Origin of the sequence: Jannaschia faecimaris, from assembly GCF_900107415.1 — a bacterium.
GTDB lineage: Bacteria > Pseudomonadota > Alphaproteobacteria > Rhodobacterales > Rhodobacteraceae > Jannaschia > Jannaschia faecimaris.
Genome location: NZ_FNPX01000004.1, coordinates 262,078 through 276,643, shown reverse-complemented (window position 1 = coordinate 276,643; position 14,566 = coordinate 262,078). Strand labels below are relative to the sequence as shown.

Below are 14,566 nucleotides of genomic sequence, written 5' to 3'. Positions count from 1 at the left end.
ACCGCAAAGCCGTCGCATAATCCGAACAACAAAATGAGCCAGACCCTCCCTTGGATCGGGCAGCCCACTGGCCCAAAATCCCTGACGACGGACAGATCGACGGGTGGACCACCAAGAATGGTGTGTCGCGCGTTCGCGTCGCACACAACTGTCGCACCGCGCAAAACGCAGCACAGCCCAAAGTCCGCCAACCGCTTCCGATCCCGGAAGATGACTTTGACAAGGCTGCAAATACCACCTGGCCCGCTCGCGGGCTGCCCTTCTTTCGAATGGAACGCGACGCGTTGTTGTTATGGCTTGTCCGCGAACGTCTATTCGTGACGCTATACCGCTCTCTGGCTGAAGCCTTGGCAAGTGAACACGCGTCCCGGCCGGCCACCATGCAAAGCGCCGACCGAAATATAGAGGAGCGTCGAGAAGATCTTACCGGGGCGTTCCGGCAGAAGAGACAAGAGAGCAATACCCGCGAACTCCTTGATATCGTCGCGGGCTACGAAGCGGCAAGCCCTAAGGAATGATGCGCTCGGGCACCACGGGTCAAACTGCTACAAGCTGTTTGCCTCGCTATTTTCCGTGCCGCCAAAACTGGGCACGCCTGCCGCCCGGACAACCACGACCGACACATTTCCAAGCATCGCCCCCATCTTTTAAGGCGCGCCAAATGATCAGGCCGCAATTAATGAGCGGTTATCGGATTCGCGACGACTTCAATTGAGAATTCCGAAGGGTGTCAAAGTTGAAAAACATAAGTCCCCGGCGCGTCATCCTCCGCCTTGTAACGACCTGACCATGCGCCAAGGCTCGGCGGCTCGCTTTCGCCGCTGGACTGGTCGGCCAGCCACGCGACAAACGCCGACCACCAGGATCCATCGTGCGCATCCACCGCCGCTGCCCAGTCGTCCGCCGATTGATAGGGCTCGTCTTTACCGATCGTACGGATACGATAAGCGCGCCCCTCATGCCCCGGCTCACTGACAATCCCCGCGTTATGCCCGCCATTCGTCAGGACAAACGTGATGTCAGTATCGGCCAGCAGATGCAGTTTGTAGACCGAGCGCCATGGGGCGACGTGATCGGACGTGGTCGAGACGCAGAAGACCGGCACGTCGATGTCGCTGATCGCCACCTCCTTGCCGCCGACCAGGAATTTCCCTTGGGCCAACTCGTTGTTCAGGAAAAGATGGCGCAGATATTCGCTGTGCATCTTGTAAGGCATCCGCGTGGCGTCTGCGTTCCACGCCATCAGATCGAACATCTCCGGCCGTCGACCCATGAGATATTCATGCACGTACCGAGACCAGATCAGATCGACCGAGCGCAGCAGCTGAAAGGCACCTGCCATTTGCTTGGTGTCCAGATAACCCTGATCCCACATCATGTTCTCGAGAAACGACACCTCGCTTTCACTGATGAACAGCTGAAGTTCGCCGGGTTCCTCGAAATCAGTCTGCGTGGCCAACAACGTGACCGTGGCAAGCCGATCATCACCGTCGCGGGCCATCTGAGCGGCCTTGGCCGCCAGCAGCGTGCCGCCCAGGCAATAGCCCATAGCGTGTATCTTACGCTTGGGTACGATTGAGCCAACCGCGCCCATCGCCTCGTCAACTGCCTGAAGATAGTCAGCCATCCCCTGTTCGCGGTCCTCGGCCGTGGGGTTGCGCCATGAGGCGATGAAAACCGTGTGCCCCTGGTCGACAAGGAAGCGCACGAGCGAGTTCTCAGGACTGAGATCAAGAATATAGTACTTCATGATCCAGGCCGGAATGATCAGGATCGGCTCGGCCTTCACGGATTCTGTCGAAGGAGCATACTGGATCAGCTCCAGAAGACGGTTGCGGAACACGACCTTGCCGGGGGTCACCGCCACGTCACGACCGGGAACGAAATTTTCCGTCCCAACCGGCAACTTGCCGGAGACCGCCCGCTCCCAATCTTCAAGAAAGTTCTGCCAGCCGTGCAGCAGATTGGCCCCACCCTGGCGCAGAGTTTGGGTCGCGACTTCGGGATTTGTCGCGATAAAGTTCGAAGGTGACATCAAGTCGAGCATCTGGCGGCTGACAAAGGACACAACCTGTTCTTCGCGGTCCGACACCCCATCGACGCCGCGCGCGGCGTTGTACCACCATTGCTGAGTGAGCAGAAAATTCTGCGAAAGCAAATTGTATGGCCAGCGTTTCCAGCCACCGTCGTCAAATCGGCGATCATGGGCAAGTGGCTCGATACAGGGTTGGCAGTCGGGGTCTCGCGCCGCGGTCACGGCATAGACGGCCAGCCGGGCAGCTTTGCGGGATGCCTTCTCGACCAGTTGGACCTGCTTGCCGGGGGCCCCCATCAGATGCACCGCCCAAGTGAAGAAGGTCGATGCCAGACCATAGGGTGATATGCCCAATGTGAACCGCGCGAGGTATGCGTCAGCCGCCTGATCCATGCTTTTCGTGCTGTAGCGGTCCGGTGCCTCAAACGGGGCTTTCCGCGTGAACTCTGGCGGCCCTGCATCCAGCCCGGCCCGATCCTCGCAATTTGGGACCCCCTCAGGATCCGAAGCATCGTCTAAGGACTGCGCCGACGACGATTTCGGCACCTCACTGAGGGTATTGGTTTTCGTCATTTCCATATTCGCCTTCATCCTGTCGCGCCACGGTTCCGCGCGGCCAAGCCCATGCGAAGGCCGCCGTTCATGGCCGATAGCCTGCCTATGAAGAATTTCGTATTGGCCGGGCCCGTATCGCAATTGCATGACAGAACGCTATTTTGAGGTATCCAAGATTCCCGTTTTCGGCTCTCCAATGAGCCAGATTATCTTCGCCACGAAATCCCGGCTTGCCACGACCGAACAACCGGCTCAGGCACCAAGGTCGGAAAGGCATGAAGACGATGCATCATACCCTCATTTCCGTACCTATGACTCCAAGTGCCGAACATTCACGAAGGTTAGGGCCGGGGCATTAACGCACGTTAATGAACGCGTGACTCACGGATGACAGGATCATACTCCGGGCGCAGTCTCGGAAATCTCATTCACCGCTGACGAAGGTTGGGCCAGTTCGCATCATGGTCAATCGCTGCTCGGTTGCATATCAAACGATGATCCGGCGGTCCCGCCAATGCTCCCGGCCTACGCCACCGCAGCGACAATGGCACGAGCTGTGCGGCCATTCGCTTTGTGGATCAGGCCACAGACGCAGTAATCATATGGAAAACGACACGCGTCGTTCCCCTCAATTCGCGGCCATCTTATACGGTCTGCAAATGCGCCGCGATCCGCACGGCCGATTTGACGCCATCGATCAGACGTATCTTCCGCCCCTTGCCATAGAGGTCGGGTATTCCGACCATCCCGGCACAGCCGAGTACCACGCTGTCGACGGCGTCTTCGGCGGCGGCACGGTCAATCTCGGCGATGACCTTGGCACCGGCACCGACAGGATCGGCCTCAAGCGCAAGGACGGGAACCCCGCTGGAACGTACGCGGCCCAAATGGCGGTCGAATCCATAGGCCTGGATGTTCTGCGTCAAAACCGGCACGGAAACCTTCAACGTCGTCACGACCGAAAACCGTCGCCCGGCAAGTATCGCCATGTGATACGCGGCCTGACCAACTCCAATCACCGGACAGTCGGCGATTTCGCGGGCGGGACCGAGACCGGTGTCATCAAAACACCCGATGATGATCGCTGTCGCGCCGGAGTCCGACGCCTTCTGCACCAGTTTCAGCAACGGTGGAACACAGGCTTTCCCGTCGTCAGGACCCTGAATTGCGGCAGGTCCACCATGGGACGTCCAGCCTTCAACAGACACGCCAAGTTCGGTCGCGGTTGCGACCATCTCGGTGGTCATGGACTCGGTGCTGTTGGGGTTGATGAGAACGATCATATCATCCCCTTGCCCGCATCGTTGGCGGCCTTTGCCTTGCGCCGGTTGCTCAGCAGCGCGATGCACAGAAAGACCGCGATGATGATCAGCGAGAAGACCGTCGTCAGTGTGCCTAGGGCGTAAAGGACCGGCGAAGTCACGTTGGTGGTCATGCCGTAGATTTCCAGCGGTAGCGTGTTGTAACTGCCGGCCGTCAGTAAGGTGCGCGCAAACTCGTCATAGCTGAGCGTGAAGCCGAACAATGCCACGCCGATAAGCGACGGCGCGATGATCGGCAGAACGACATGACGGATCGTCTGCCACGGCGTGGCCCCCAAATCACGCGCCGCCTCCTCATAGCTTTTGTCGAACCGATTGAAGACGGCAAACATGATTAACAGGCCGAAGGGCAACGTCCATGTCAACTGCGCCCCGAACCCCGACGTTGACCAGTGGACGGTCAAACCCGATTGAGAGAACAATAGGCCGACCCCAAGGGAAATCAGGATGGATGGGATCACCAGCGCCGTGATGATCAGGTAGAACAAAACGGCCGACCCCGCGAAACGCTTGCGAAAGGCGAGGCCGCCCATGACCGAGACGACGATCGTCGTCACCATGACCATCAACCCCAGGATCAGGCTGCGGCTGAAACTGCCCCAGATGTCGCCGACGGCCTGCTCCTCGAACAGATCCCGGAACCAGTAGAGCGAGACACCGCGCATGGGGAACGTCAGACCGCCGCCTTCCCCCTGAAACGACAGGATGCCGATGGTGATCGTGGGGCCGTAAAGAAACAGCAGAAACAGCGCGAAGAACGCTGTGAGCAGCCAGAAAGACCGGGAACGCGGTTCCATTACAACTCCTTGCGAATGTCGACGAAGCGCAACAGGATGCCGATCACGATCAGCACCGTCAGCAGCAGGACAATCGCCGTGGCCGAGGCCGAGGGGTATTGCAGCAGCGCGATGTCGTTGGAGATGAGCCGGCCGACGTTCGCCGACTGCGACCCCGACATGAAACGGACCGTGATGAAATCACCCATCACCAGCGTAACCACGAAGATCGTGCCGATCATGATGCCCGGTTTCGTTAGCGGCAGGATCACGTTCCACAGGATCTGGATGCCATTGGCCCCAGCATCACGTGCCGCCTCCACCAAGGATTTGTCGATCCGCATCATCGTGTTGAAGATCGGGACAACCATGAACAACGTGTAAAGGTGGACGAAGGCCAGGACCACGGCAAAATCCGAGAACAGCAGCCATTCGACAGGCTGATCAATCACGCCCCATGAGATAAGCGTCGAATTCGCAATTCCGTTCCGTCCCAGAAACGGAATCCAGGAAATCATGCGGATGATGTTGGAGGTCCAGAAAGGAATCGTGCACAGCAGGAACAGCGCGATTTGCCATGTCTGGGTGCGGATGTGGAAAGCCAGATAGTAGGCGACGGTGAACCCGATCACGAACGTGAAGGCCCAGGTCAGCACGGCGTATTTGAACGTGTTCATGAACACGCGGAACGTCACCGAGGAGCCGAAGAGGAACTCGTAATTCTCCCATGAGAATGCCGGGATGATGGAGAATTCGGTAGCGGTCCAAAAGCTGACGATCACGATCATCACGATCGGCAGGATCAGGAAGATCAACAACACGGCCGCCAGGGGCGACACCATGAGCCAGCCGATCAGGTTCGGGCGTTCGCGCATCTGAGGTCTTTCACTTGATGTGCGGCGCGCGTGAAAGCCACGCGCGCCAGCGTATTCGTCACGCGGCGACGAATTCGTTCCATTTGCGGACCATGTACTGATTCTCGTCCATGACAGAGTTCCAGCAGGCGACCGCACCCATGCGCTCCTCGAAGGATCCGCCATCGCGTGTGTCGCCTGAACCGGCCAGTTTGTCACCGAAGGGCGAGGTGATGTCGCCTGCGGCTTCCTTGCCTTCGAACCAGTAGCCCCACTCGTCCGCGGACATGAACGCCTTGGAGGTTTCCGGCACGGCCGAGTAGTAGCCCTGGCGCATCAGGAAGCCGCCGACCCAACCCGACAGGTACCAGTTGATGTACTCATAGGCCGCTTCCAGCTCGAGCCCCGACAAAGCCGCCGAGATACCCAGACCACCGCCCCAGCTGCGGTAGCCCTCTTCCAAGGGTTGGTAGACGCATGGAATCCCCCGCGACTTGACGGCGGTGATGGCGGGCGACCACATCGACTGGATCACGACCTCACCCGAGGCCATCAGGTTGACGCTCTCGTCGAAGGACTTCCAGAAGGCACGGAACTGGCCGTTCTTCTTGGCCTCGGTGAAGATTCCGATCGTCATATCGATCTCTTCACGGGTCATGTTTCCCTTGTCGGGGTAGGTGTATTCGCCCATCGACTCAACGACCATCGCCATGTCCATGATCCCTATAGACGAGATGTCGAGGATCGAGGCCTTGCCCTTGAACTCCGGGTTCAGAAGCTCCGACCAGTTCGAGATCGGACGCCCGATCAGGTCGGGGCGGATGCCCAGCGTGTCGGCGTTGTAAATCGTCGGAATCAAGGTCATCCAACCCGACTCTTCCTGTACGAAGTCGGTGCCGTTCTGGCCGCTGGTAAAGCCGACGGTGTGGGGTGCCGTGCCTTGGGCGATAGTGCTTTCGGGCGTCAGCTTGCCGTTCCGGAAGATGCCCACGATCTTGTCGTAATTGTCCAGCTTGGTCGTATCCATGGCCTGAAGGTTGCCTGCGGCCCAGACCTTCTTGCAGATAAAGTATTCGATGTCGGCAATGTCGAAGCTGTTGGGCTGGGTGGCGGCCCGCTGCGTCACGCTGTCGGTATCAAGGGCGGTCATCTCAAGGTTGAAACCCAGATCTTCCTTCACCTTGGCCGCAACCTCGTTCAGGTTCGACACACCGGTCCCGAACTGGCGCAGGGTGATGTCCTTGATGTTCTGCGCCCAGATCATCGGCGCGCCCAGGGTGGTGCCGCCAGCGAAGGCCGCGGTCGCCGTCGCGCCCTTCAGCACGTTGCGGCGGGAAATCTTTTGCGTCTTGTCGATCATGTTCGTGGCTCCTTGTTATGCAGTCAGTTGGTGCAAGTTTTCGGCGTCCCAACGCAGACCGATGCGGTCGCCGGGATGATGCGGGGTGGAAAAGAATAGGTTGTCAGGAACCAGGGCAGTGATCTCTTCGTCCCCCACGATCCGTGAAATAATCGACACGTGTGTGCCCTGATATTCGACGGCGGTGACGCACCCATCAAGAAGACCCGCCTCGGGCGCGGTGACATTGATGGCATCCGATCGGATCGCGTAATGCCCCTCGGGCAAGGCGATTACGTTGTGGCCACCCATGAATTGCGCCACGAAACGGGTCCTCGGTGCGTTGAACACTTCGCGGGCGGGGCCCGCCTGCTCTATCACTGCGTTATTCATCACCACGATCTCGTCGGCCAAAGCCAAGGCCTCGTCCTGGCCGTGGGTGACATGGATAAAACTGATCCCGAGTTCCTTCTGGAGCTTCTTGAGCTCGCTGCGCATCCGAACCCGCAAGAATGGGTCCAGCGCAGAGAGCGGCTCGTCCAACAGCAGGACTTCTGGCCGCGTGATCAATGCACGGGCCAGCGCGACCCGCTGTTGCTGACCTCCGGACAACTGATCCGGCAGACGATCACTCAGCGCGGTCAGATCGACCAACTCAAGCATCTCACCGGCTTTTTTACGGCGCTGCGGGGCGTCTACCCCCTTCATCTTGAGGCTGAATGCCACATTTTCGATAACGCTGAGATGCGGAAACAGGGCGTAGTTCTGAAACATCATGGCCGTGCCGCGCTGCGCCGGGGCTAAGCCGGAAATATCGCGCCCACCCAAGAGGATCGACCCGTCGGTTACGCTTTCGTGCCCGGCGATCATCCGCAGGGTTGAGGACTTTCCACAACCGGAAGGCCCCAAAAGGCACGCATAGGATCCGGGCTTGAACCTGTGCTGGATCGCGTCGACCGCAACGGTGTTGCCATACCGCTTGGTGACGGCGACCAGTTCCAGATCTTGTTTTGCAGTCGTCATTCAGGCCCCCAACCAGTCCTTCCGACTGGGCGGGCAGGATGCTCCTAATTCAAATGAAAGTTGCGGCTCGCTGTCCCCCGGCTTGAAAACGGCGCGTATTTCATCGGAATCTGACGCCGCCGCTTAAGCTCTGAACACAATGTTGTATACAATTCCGACAGACATTGCGCGCAACCTTGGTGCACCTTGTTCCGACAGGTCAGGTCGGTCATCTGTGATTCTGCCGGAAAACAGCGATACCCATCATGCAAAAGCCACCCCCCAAGCCGACGGATGCGACCGAGATGGTGGCGAATGCCCTGTCCTTGGCGATCCACGAACATCGGCTCGCGCCTGGCACAAAACTGGGCGAGGATGAGATCGGGGACGTTTACAGCGTCTCGCGAACCGTCGTTCGGGCGGCGCTTCAGTCCCTTGCACATGTCCAACTGGTCGAGATTCAGCGCCATAAGGGGGCCTTTGTTGCGCACCCCAGCCCGCGCGAAGCCCGTGAAGTCTTCGAAGCACGCGCCTTGCTGGAGCCGCGCACGGCCCGATCGGCCGCGACGCGGGCGACCGGGCGGGACATCAACATCCTCAGGCAGCACGTCACCGAGGAGCATGCGGCCATGGCGGACGGCGACAATGGTCGCGCCGTCAACCTGTCCGGGCTGTTTCATATCGAGATTGCGCGGATCGCCGATCAGGAAACGATCGGACGGTTCATCGAAACCTTGATCGCCCGATCATCGCTGATCATCGCGCTGTATTGGAGACGCGAGAGCGCGCTATGCGAAAGCCACGCGCATCACGCCCTCGTCCAGGCGATTGCCGATGCGGACGAACAGAATGCAGAGGACCTGATGCGCAGCCACCTGGTCGACCTGAATTCGGCGCTCGACCTACGGGAACGTCCCGTCCAGACTCGAAGCCTGCGGGAGTTGCTGCAACAACCTGCGCGTTGATTTCCATCGCTCGGGTCCATCCGGTCGCTCTGAAACAAGTGGGAAGACACCCCGCAGCACATGTTAGTGACGCTGGCCTTTTCATTGTGGGCTTCAATCTCCAAACCCGACCGGATTGCGCTAGACAGCCAAGGTGTCGGAACGGCAGAATTCCTGGACTTCAACGACCAAAGAAATTGACGGGGTGTTTGCAATGAACCTATTCGGATCTTTCACCCGCAGTGGTGCCCGTGATTTCGCCTCGCTAAGCGAGCGGGAAGTTCTCGCACTCGCCATCTCGGCGGAGGAGGAGGACGGGCGCATCTATCTCGACTACGCCGATGGGCTGCGCGCGGAGCATCCGGCATCGGCAGCTGTGTTCGAGGGCATGGCCGAAGAAGAAAACGAACATCGCCGCCGCCTGATCGACCACTACGCGGCAAGGTTTGGCGACCATATCCCGCTGATCCGCCGGGAACACGTGCGCGGGTTCTACGCCCGCAAGCCGGACTGGCTGCGCGCGAACCTGCCCATCGACAAGATTCGCGGGGAGGCCGAAGCGATGGAGCAGCAGGCCGCCCGGTTCTATGACGCAGCCGCCGCGCGCACGACCGATCCGGGCACGCGCAAGCTTCTGGGCGACCTGGCCCAGGCCGAGCGGGGCCACAGCGACGTCGCACAACGATTGGCGGAGGAGCATCTCTCGCCCGATGCAATCGAGGAGGAAGACAAATCCGCGCATCGACGTTTTGTCCTGACATGGGTGCAACCGGGGCTTGCGGGCCTGATGGACGGGTCCGTCTCGACCCTTGCACCTGTCTTCGCGGCAGCCTTTGCGACGGGGGACACTTGGCAGACTTTCCTTGTGGGCCTTGCCGCCGCCCTTGGCGCGGGTGTGTCGATGGGATTTACCGAGATCGCGTCGGACGATGGTGTGATTTCGGGGCGCGGCTCACCGCTCAAGCGCGGGTTGTCGGCGGGCGTGATGACGACCTTGGGCGGCCTTGGCCACGCGCTGCCTTACCTCATCCCCGATTTTTGGATCGCGACGATCACCGCCATCGTGGTCGTAGTTGTGGAGTTGCTGGCGATCACCTGGATTCAGCACCGCTATATGGAGACTCCGTGGCCCCGCGCGATGTTTCAGGTCACGCTGGGCGGCGCGCTGGTCTTTGCCATCGGTATGTTCATAGGCGCGGCCTAGCCACGCCCCAAGGGCGGATTGAAGCGATGCTCGCCCGTCCAAGCAAGGCACGAGCCGCGCATCGCCAGCGCTGCAACCAGGCCGGCAGACAGCCGATAACCGCCCCTCAGGGCCGCTGCGAAACGCAAATGGGATTTCGTTGAAAAATGGTGCGCAGGGCCTGCGCGACCCGTCCGAGGAATTCGCCAAACTTGGACACGTACCCTTTCAGCAGGCAAAATAACCGCAATGAACGGCGTCCACATCTGACCGGGCCGCAACTTGCCGTGCCGTCATGCGAAGCCGAGGTGGGTGGGTGCCTGTTGGGTGCAAATCTTACCCAGTCGATCCAAATTTCGCGCTTCCCGTTCGCAGGGTCAGCATCCAAGCGGCTTAGCCTCTTTCAGCCCAGCGAACCCGACATTCAAGCAAGCTCATCTTTCGACGGTGGCGACCACGATTTTACTTTGACATGTTAAAATACCCCGTTCAACATGTCAGAGCATAGCCACTGAGGTTCAATGTACGATCCAAGCTCCCCCCTCCTGCGACCGGCCACGTCCGGCGGCGCAGCCCCCGCACCCGAAGCCAAGGCACGGTTTGCGGAAGACCGTCTGCTCGACGCCGTGATCTGGTGCGAAATCGCGCCCGGAAACACCGTGACCGAAGCCGACGCAATGGACCGGTTCGGCCTTACCCGTGCCGCCGCCCGCGCCGGTCTGACGCGGCTTGGTTATGACGGCTGGGCCACGCCGCAACCGCGCACCGGCTGGCGTATTCTGCCGGTGACTGGTGCGCTGATCGGCGACGTTCTGGACGCGCGGCGCGTGGCGGAGGTCGCGTTGAACGACGTGAAACTGCTGGATGCGGCCCGCACCGAATTAAGCCAGATCGCCGCCGTTCTGACACCGCTCCACGACCGCCCCGAGGCGGGGGCCATCGCATCCTTCCGGCACTACATCGACCGGGTCGACGGCATCCTGCTTGGGGCGTTGAACCCGTTTACCGCGCGCCATTTGCGCAAGCTGTGGCATCATACGGCCCGCATCACCCGGTTTCTGGAAGATCCGGTACGGGGCCGCCTGTTTCACCGTACTGATGCGCCCAACCTGATCCGGGCCGCACTGGCTGAGGATGGCGCGGCCATCCATGCCGCCCGGACCAACCTGATCGACGCGCAGCAGGCGTTCTTCCTGCGCCAACTGCTGCACAGCGATGCCCCCCTGACTCCAGGCAGCGGACTTACGGGGCACGTAAACCAAGCTGCCAACAACCGGAGAGAGACATGAAGCATTCCATCAAAGGCCTGTTGGCCGGGGTAGCCCTTGCGGTCCTCGCTACGCCTGCACTGACCACAGCCGCGTTCGCGCGTGACATCACTGTCGACCTGGCAGGGGAGCCGTCATCCTTGGATCCGCACATGCAGTGGAACCCCGACAGCTACTACGTCTATCGCAACATCTTCGACAACTTGGTCACCCGGAACAACGAAGGTGATATCGTTGCGCAGGTTGCATCCGACTGGCAGCAGGTCTCGGACACCGAGATGACATTCACCATCCGGGACGGGATCACCTTTCACGATGGTGCCCCCCTGACCGCCAACGATGTCCTCTACTCGGTCAAGCGCATTATCGACCCAGAGTTCGGATCACCGCAATTGGGTCAATTCAACCAGATCATCGACGCCACCGCCGAGGGCAACGTCGTCACCCTGACGACCGACGGCCCCTACCCGGCCCTGCTTGCGCAGTTGGTCAAACTGTCCATCGTGCCGCAGCACGTCGTGGAGGAGGTCGGGGCCGATGCGTTCAACAACGCGCCTGTCGGCTCCGGCCCCTATGCCTTCAGCAATTGGAACCGCGGCGTGTCGGTCACACTGACGCGTAACGAAGACTACTGGGGCGAGGCCGGGCCGTTCGAGGCCGCGATCTTCCGCGCCGTCCCCGATGCCGCGACACGCGTGGCCGACCTTCAGGCGGGGAATGCCGATCTGGTCGTCAGCATCGACAGCGACGCCGCGATGCAGCTGCAATCAAACCCCGACCTGCAGGTTCTGTCCGCACCGACCGAGAGGGTGGCCTTCCTTGGCCTGAACCTGGACGTGCCGCCGTTCAACGACCCGGACATGCGGCGCGCGGCCTCCCTCGCCATTGATATCGAGGGCATCACGCAAGGCTTGCTGGGTGCCGGCGAAATGCCGATGGCGCAACTCTCCAGCCCCGCGCACTTCGGCTATGCCGAGGGGATTATGCCGTTTGAATACGATCCCGATGCGGCCCGCGAGATCACGTCCGCGAACCCCGACCTTGCTGCGACGCCGGCAACTTTCGGCACAGCACCGGTTTTCGATCAACGGATCGTGCAGGCCTTGCAGCAGATGCTCAACGATGTGGGCTTCGACATCGAGATCTCGATCACCGACATGCCGACCTATCTCGCCTCGGCGCGCAATCCCGACCGGCCGGAGCGGCCTGAACTCAGCTTCGGGCGTTGGTCCTGCGCGTGTCAGGATGCGGACGGCATCGCCTATCCGCTGCTGCATTCGTCGTCGAGCTGGAGCCGCGTGAACGTGCCGGAACTGGACGAGCTGCTTCAGACCGCGCGCGTTTCGCTGGACGAAGCCGTCCGCCAAGAAGCCTATGCACGCGTGCATGAGATCGTGCGCGAGAATTACTACGTACTGCCCCTCTACCAGGCCGCGGTGCTGTACGGCGCGTCCGACGACATCGCGTTCGAGCCGACTGCGAACGAGAGCATGTTCCTCAACCGCATGAGCATTTCCGAATAATGCTCCGCTTCCTCCTGCATCGCGGTGGACAGGCGCTGATCGCGGCTTTCGGGGTGGTGACGCTGGTGTTCTTCATCCAGCGCCTTACCGGCGACCCGACCGCGCTCCTGCTGCCCGAAACCGCGACGCAGGCGGATATCGAGGCCATGCGTGCCACGCTTGGCCTCGATCGCGCCCTCTGGGTGCAATATGTCGACTTCCTCGGCGACATGCTGACCTTCGATCTGGGGCGCAGTTTCGTGCAGAACGCGCCGGTCTGGACGATCATCGCATCGCGCATCCCTCAGACCCTGCAACTGGCCGGGGGGGCACTGGCTGTGGCTTTGCTGATCGGATTGCCTCTGGGTCTCGTGATGGCATTGACCCGCGGCAAGGCCATCTCCCGCTGGATCATGGGACTGGTCCTCGCCTGCCAATCGATGCCGACATTCTGGTCGGGGATTATGATGATCTTGGTGTTCGGTGTCTGGCTTCGCTGGCTGCCATCGTCGGGTACGGGCACGCTGGCCCATCTGATCATGCCGTCCATCGCGCTCGGACTGCTGTCATTAGCCACCTATGCACGTATCACACGAGCTGCCGTGGTAGACGAGCTGGGCAAGGATTACGTCCGATCCGCCCGCGCGCGGGGCGTGGGTACCGGGCGTCTTGTATCCAAACACCTGATGCGGAACTCCCTGATCCCCATCATCTCCATCACCGCGCTCGAAATCTCGCAATTGCTGGCCGGGGCGGTCATCGTCGAGACGGTCTTCGCGTGGCCGGGCCTTGGCCTGTTGACGGTGCAGAGCATCGCCGCCCGCGACTTCGTCATCGTGCAGGCGGTCGTGCTGCTTGGTGCTTTCGTAACCATCTTTGCCAACCTGGCCGCTGACATCCTCTATTCTGTCGTCGATCCTCGCGTCCGGTTAGGGGGCAAGTGATGGCGACCCTCGCCGCCCCCTCCCACATCCGCAGGGCCCTCGCGTGGTGGCCAGCCTGGCTCTTGGCGGCACTGACGCTGGCCGCAATCTTCGCGCCTTGGATTGCGCCGTTGGACCCCGATCGACAGAACCTGCTGGCCCGCCTGAAAGCTCCGGGGTTCGAGGCGCGCGGCGTGACGTTCTGGCTCGGCTCGGATGAGCTGGGGCGCGACGTCCTCAGCCGCCTGATCTACGGGGCGCAGGTCTCGCTCTCGGTCGCCGTGCTATCGGTGCTGCTGTCAGGGGTCTTGGGCGTGACCGTCGGTATGGCTGCCGGGTATCTTCGGGGTTGGGCCGAGACGATCCTGATGCGGCTTGTCGATATCTTCCTGTCGATTCCGGCGATCCTGCTGGCGATCATCACTGTCGCCGTGCTGGGACCGGGCTTCATCAACGTTATCCTGGTGCTGGCGCTGACCCGCTGGCCCCGATACGCGCGGGTCGCATATGGACAGACACTTGCCATCGCGGACCGCCCCTTCGTCACGCTTGCCCGCGCCATGGGGGCGTCCCCCACCCGCGTTCTGGCGCTGCACATTCTGCCAAACATCATTGGCCCTCTGCTCGTGGTGGCAACGCTGGAGTTCGGCCTGATGGTCCTGTTCGAAGCGGGCCTGTCGTTCCTGGGACTCGGTGTTCAGCCCCCGACCGCCAGCTGGGGATCCATGCTTTCAACGGGGCGGAACTACGTCGGGTCGGCCTGGTGGATCGCCACCTTCCCCGGCTTTGCTCTCTTCGCACTGGTGCTCAGCGCGAACCTTATTGGCGACCGCCTTGGCGATCGCATGGGAAAAGGACGGTAA

General features: G+C 60.9%; 13 protein-coding genes. 7 read left to right on the top strand and 6 right to left on the bottom strand.

Features of this window, described 5'->3' with window-relative positions; translation table 11 throughout:
* The first annotated feature begins 50 nt into the window (after positions 1 to 50).
* Positions 51 to 518 carry a F0F1 ATP synthase subunit gamma gene (locus BLV27_RS07180; protein WP_092644340.1) on the top strand — a complete coding sequence of 156 codons (468 nt, stop codon included), beginning with the start codon at positions 51 to 53 and terminating at the stop codon, positions 516 to 518.
* A 212-nt stretch (positions 519 to 730) separates the two neighbouring features.
* Here the strand turns inward: BLV27_RS07180 and BLV27_RS07175 are convergent, their stop codons facing one another.
* From BLV27_RS07175 to BLV27_RS07150, 6 genes are all read right to left on the bottom strand, one after another.
* Positions 731 to 2,428 (bottom strand): PHA/PHB synthase family protein, encoded by a 1,698-nt coding sequence (locus tag BLV27_RS07175; RefSeq protein ID WP_244504576.1) that lies wholly within the window; start codon positions 2,426 to 2,428, stop codon positions 731 to 733.
* 806 nt (positions 2,429 to 3,234) lie between these two features.
* Positions 3,235 to 3,873 (bottom strand): aspartate/glutamate racemase family protein, encoded by a 639-nt coding sequence (locus tag BLV27_RS07170; protein ID WP_092644337.1) that lies wholly within the window; start codon positions 3,871 to 3,873, stop codon positions 3,235 to 3,237.
* On the bottom strand, positions 3,870 to 4,709 hold the full coding sequence (locus BLV27_RS07165) for an ABC transporter permease (RefSeq protein WP_092644335.1): 840 nt from the start codon (positions 4,707 to 4,709) through the stop codon (positions 3,870 to 3,872). The genes BLV27_RS07170 and BLV27_RS07165 overlap by 4 nt, the downstream gene beginning before the upstream one ends.
* A complete protein-coding gene (locus BLV27_RS07160; RefSeq protein ID WP_092644333.1) occupies positions 4,709 to 5,563 on the bottom strand; it encodes an ABC transporter permease in 855 nt (284 codons plus the stop codon). The genes BLV27_RS07165 and BLV27_RS07160 overlap by 1 nt, the downstream gene beginning before the upstream one ends.
* A 58-nt stretch (positions 5,564 to 5,621) precedes the next feature.
* Positions 5,622 to 6,902 (bottom strand): ABC transporter substrate-binding protein, encoded by a 1,281-nt coding sequence (locus BLV27_RS07155; RefSeq protein ID WP_092644331.1) that lies wholly within the window; start codon positions 6,900 to 6,902, stop codon positions 5,622 to 5,624.
* A gap of 15 nt (positions 6,903 to 6,917) precedes the next feature.
* A complete protein-coding gene (locus BLV27_RS07150) occupies positions 6,918 to 7,904 on the bottom strand; it encodes an ABC transporter ATP-binding protein (RefSeq protein ID WP_092644328.1) in 987 nt (328 codons plus the stop codon).
* Positions 7,905 to 8,149: 245 nt separating this feature from the next.
* Between BLV27_RS07150 and BLV27_RS07145 the strand changes: the two genes are divergently transcribed.
* The 6 genes from BLV27_RS07145 (at position 8,150) to BLV27_RS07120 (ending at position 14,566) form a co-directional block, all read left to right on the top strand.
* Positions 8,150 to 8,848: a GntR family transcriptional regulator gene (locus tag BLV27_RS07145; protein ID WP_092644326.1), complete on the top strand. Its 699-nt coding sequence runs from the start codon at positions 8,150 to 8,152 to the stop codon at positions 8,846 to 8,848.
* A 193-nt stretch (positions 8,849 to 9,041) separates the two neighbouring features.
* Positions 9,042 to 10,031 carry an iron exporter MbfA gene (gene mbfA / locus BLV27_RS07140; RefSeq protein WP_092644324.1) on the top strand — a complete coding sequence of 330 codons (990 nt, stop codon included), beginning with the start codon at positions 9,042 to 9,044 and terminating at the stop codon, positions 10,029 to 10,031.
* A gap of 500 nt (positions 10,032 to 10,531) precedes the next feature.
* Positions 10,532 to 11,299 carry a GntR family transcriptional regulator gene (locus BLV27_RS07135; RefSeq protein ID WP_092644322.1) on the top strand — a complete coding sequence of 256 codons (768 nt, stop codon included), beginning with the start codon at positions 10,532 to 10,534 and terminating at the stop codon, positions 11,297 to 11,299.
* A complete protein-coding gene (locus BLV27_RS07130; protein WP_092644320.1) occupies positions 11,296 to 12,801 on the top strand; it encodes an ABC transporter substrate-binding protein in 1,506 nt (501 codons plus the stop codon). Before BLV27_RS07135 ends, BLV27_RS07130 begins: the two co-directional genes overlap by 4 nt.
* On the top strand, positions 12,801 to 13,724 hold the full coding sequence (locus BLV27_RS07125; protein ID WP_092644319.1) for an ABC transporter permease: 924 nt from the start codon (positions 12,801 to 12,803) through the stop codon (positions 13,722 to 13,724). Before BLV27_RS07130 ends, BLV27_RS07125 begins: the two co-directional genes overlap by 1 nt.
* A complete protein-coding gene (locus BLV27_RS07120) occupies positions 13,724 to 14,566 on the top strand; it encodes an ABC transporter permease (RefSeq protein WP_092644318.1) in 843 nt (280 codons plus the stop codon). The genes BLV27_RS07125 and BLV27_RS07120 overlap by 1 nt, the downstream gene beginning before the upstream one ends.

What these genes read in the sequence shown, in the direction of transcription:
- BLV27_RS07130 (WP_092644320.1), top strand. Translation starts at nt 11,296, where the DNA reads ATGAAGCATTCCATCAAAGGCCTGTTGGCCGGGGTAGCCCTTGCGGTC.
- BLV27_RS07135 (WP_092644322.1), top strand. Translation starts at nt 10,532, where the DNA reads ATGTACGATCCAAGCTCCCCCCTCCTGCGACCGGCCACGTCCGGCGGC.
- BLV27_RS07145 (WP_092644326.1), top strand. Translation starts at nt 8,150, where the DNA reads ATGCAAAAGCCACCCCCCAAGCCGACGGATGCGACCGAGATGGTGGCG.
- BLV27_RS07160 (WP_092644333.1), bottom strand. Translation starts at nt 5,563, where the DNA reads ATGCGCGAACGCCCGAACCTGATCGGCTGGCTCATGGTGTCGCCCCTG.
- BLV27_RS07120 (WP_092644318.1), top strand. Translation starts at nt 13,724, where the DNA reads ATGGCGACCCTCGCCGCCCCCTCCCACATCCGCAGGGCCCTCGCGTGG.
- BLV27_RS07125 (WP_092644319.1), top strand. Translation starts at nt 12,801, where the DNA reads ATGCTCCGCTTCCTCCTGCATCGCGGTGGACAGGCGCTGATCGCGGCT.
- BLV27_RS07175 (WP_244504576.1), bottom strand. Translation starts at nt 2,428, where the DNA reads ATGGATCAGGCGGCTGACGCATACCTCGCGCGGTTCACATTGGGCATA.
- mbfA (WP_092644324.1), top strand. Translation starts at nt 9,042, where the DNA reads ATGAACCTATTCGGATCTTTCACCCGCAGTGGTGCCCGTGATTTCGCC.
- BLV27_RS07165 (WP_092644335.1), bottom strand. Translation starts at nt 4,709, where the DNA reads ATGGAACCGCGTTCCCGGTCTTTCTGGCTGCTCACAGCGTTCTTCGCG.
- BLV27_RS07170 (WP_092644337.1), bottom strand. Translation starts at nt 3,873, where the DNA reads ATGATCGTTCTCATCAACCCCAACAGCACCGAGTCCATGACCACCGAG.
- BLV27_RS07150 (WP_092644328.1), bottom strand. Translation starts at nt 7,904, where the DNA reads ATGACGACTGCAAAACAAGATCTGGAACTGGTCGCCGTCACCAAGCGG.
- BLV27_RS07155 (WP_092644331.1), bottom strand. Translation starts at nt 6,902, where the DNA reads ATGATCGACAAGACGCAAAAGATTTCCCGCCGCAACGTGCTGAAGGGC.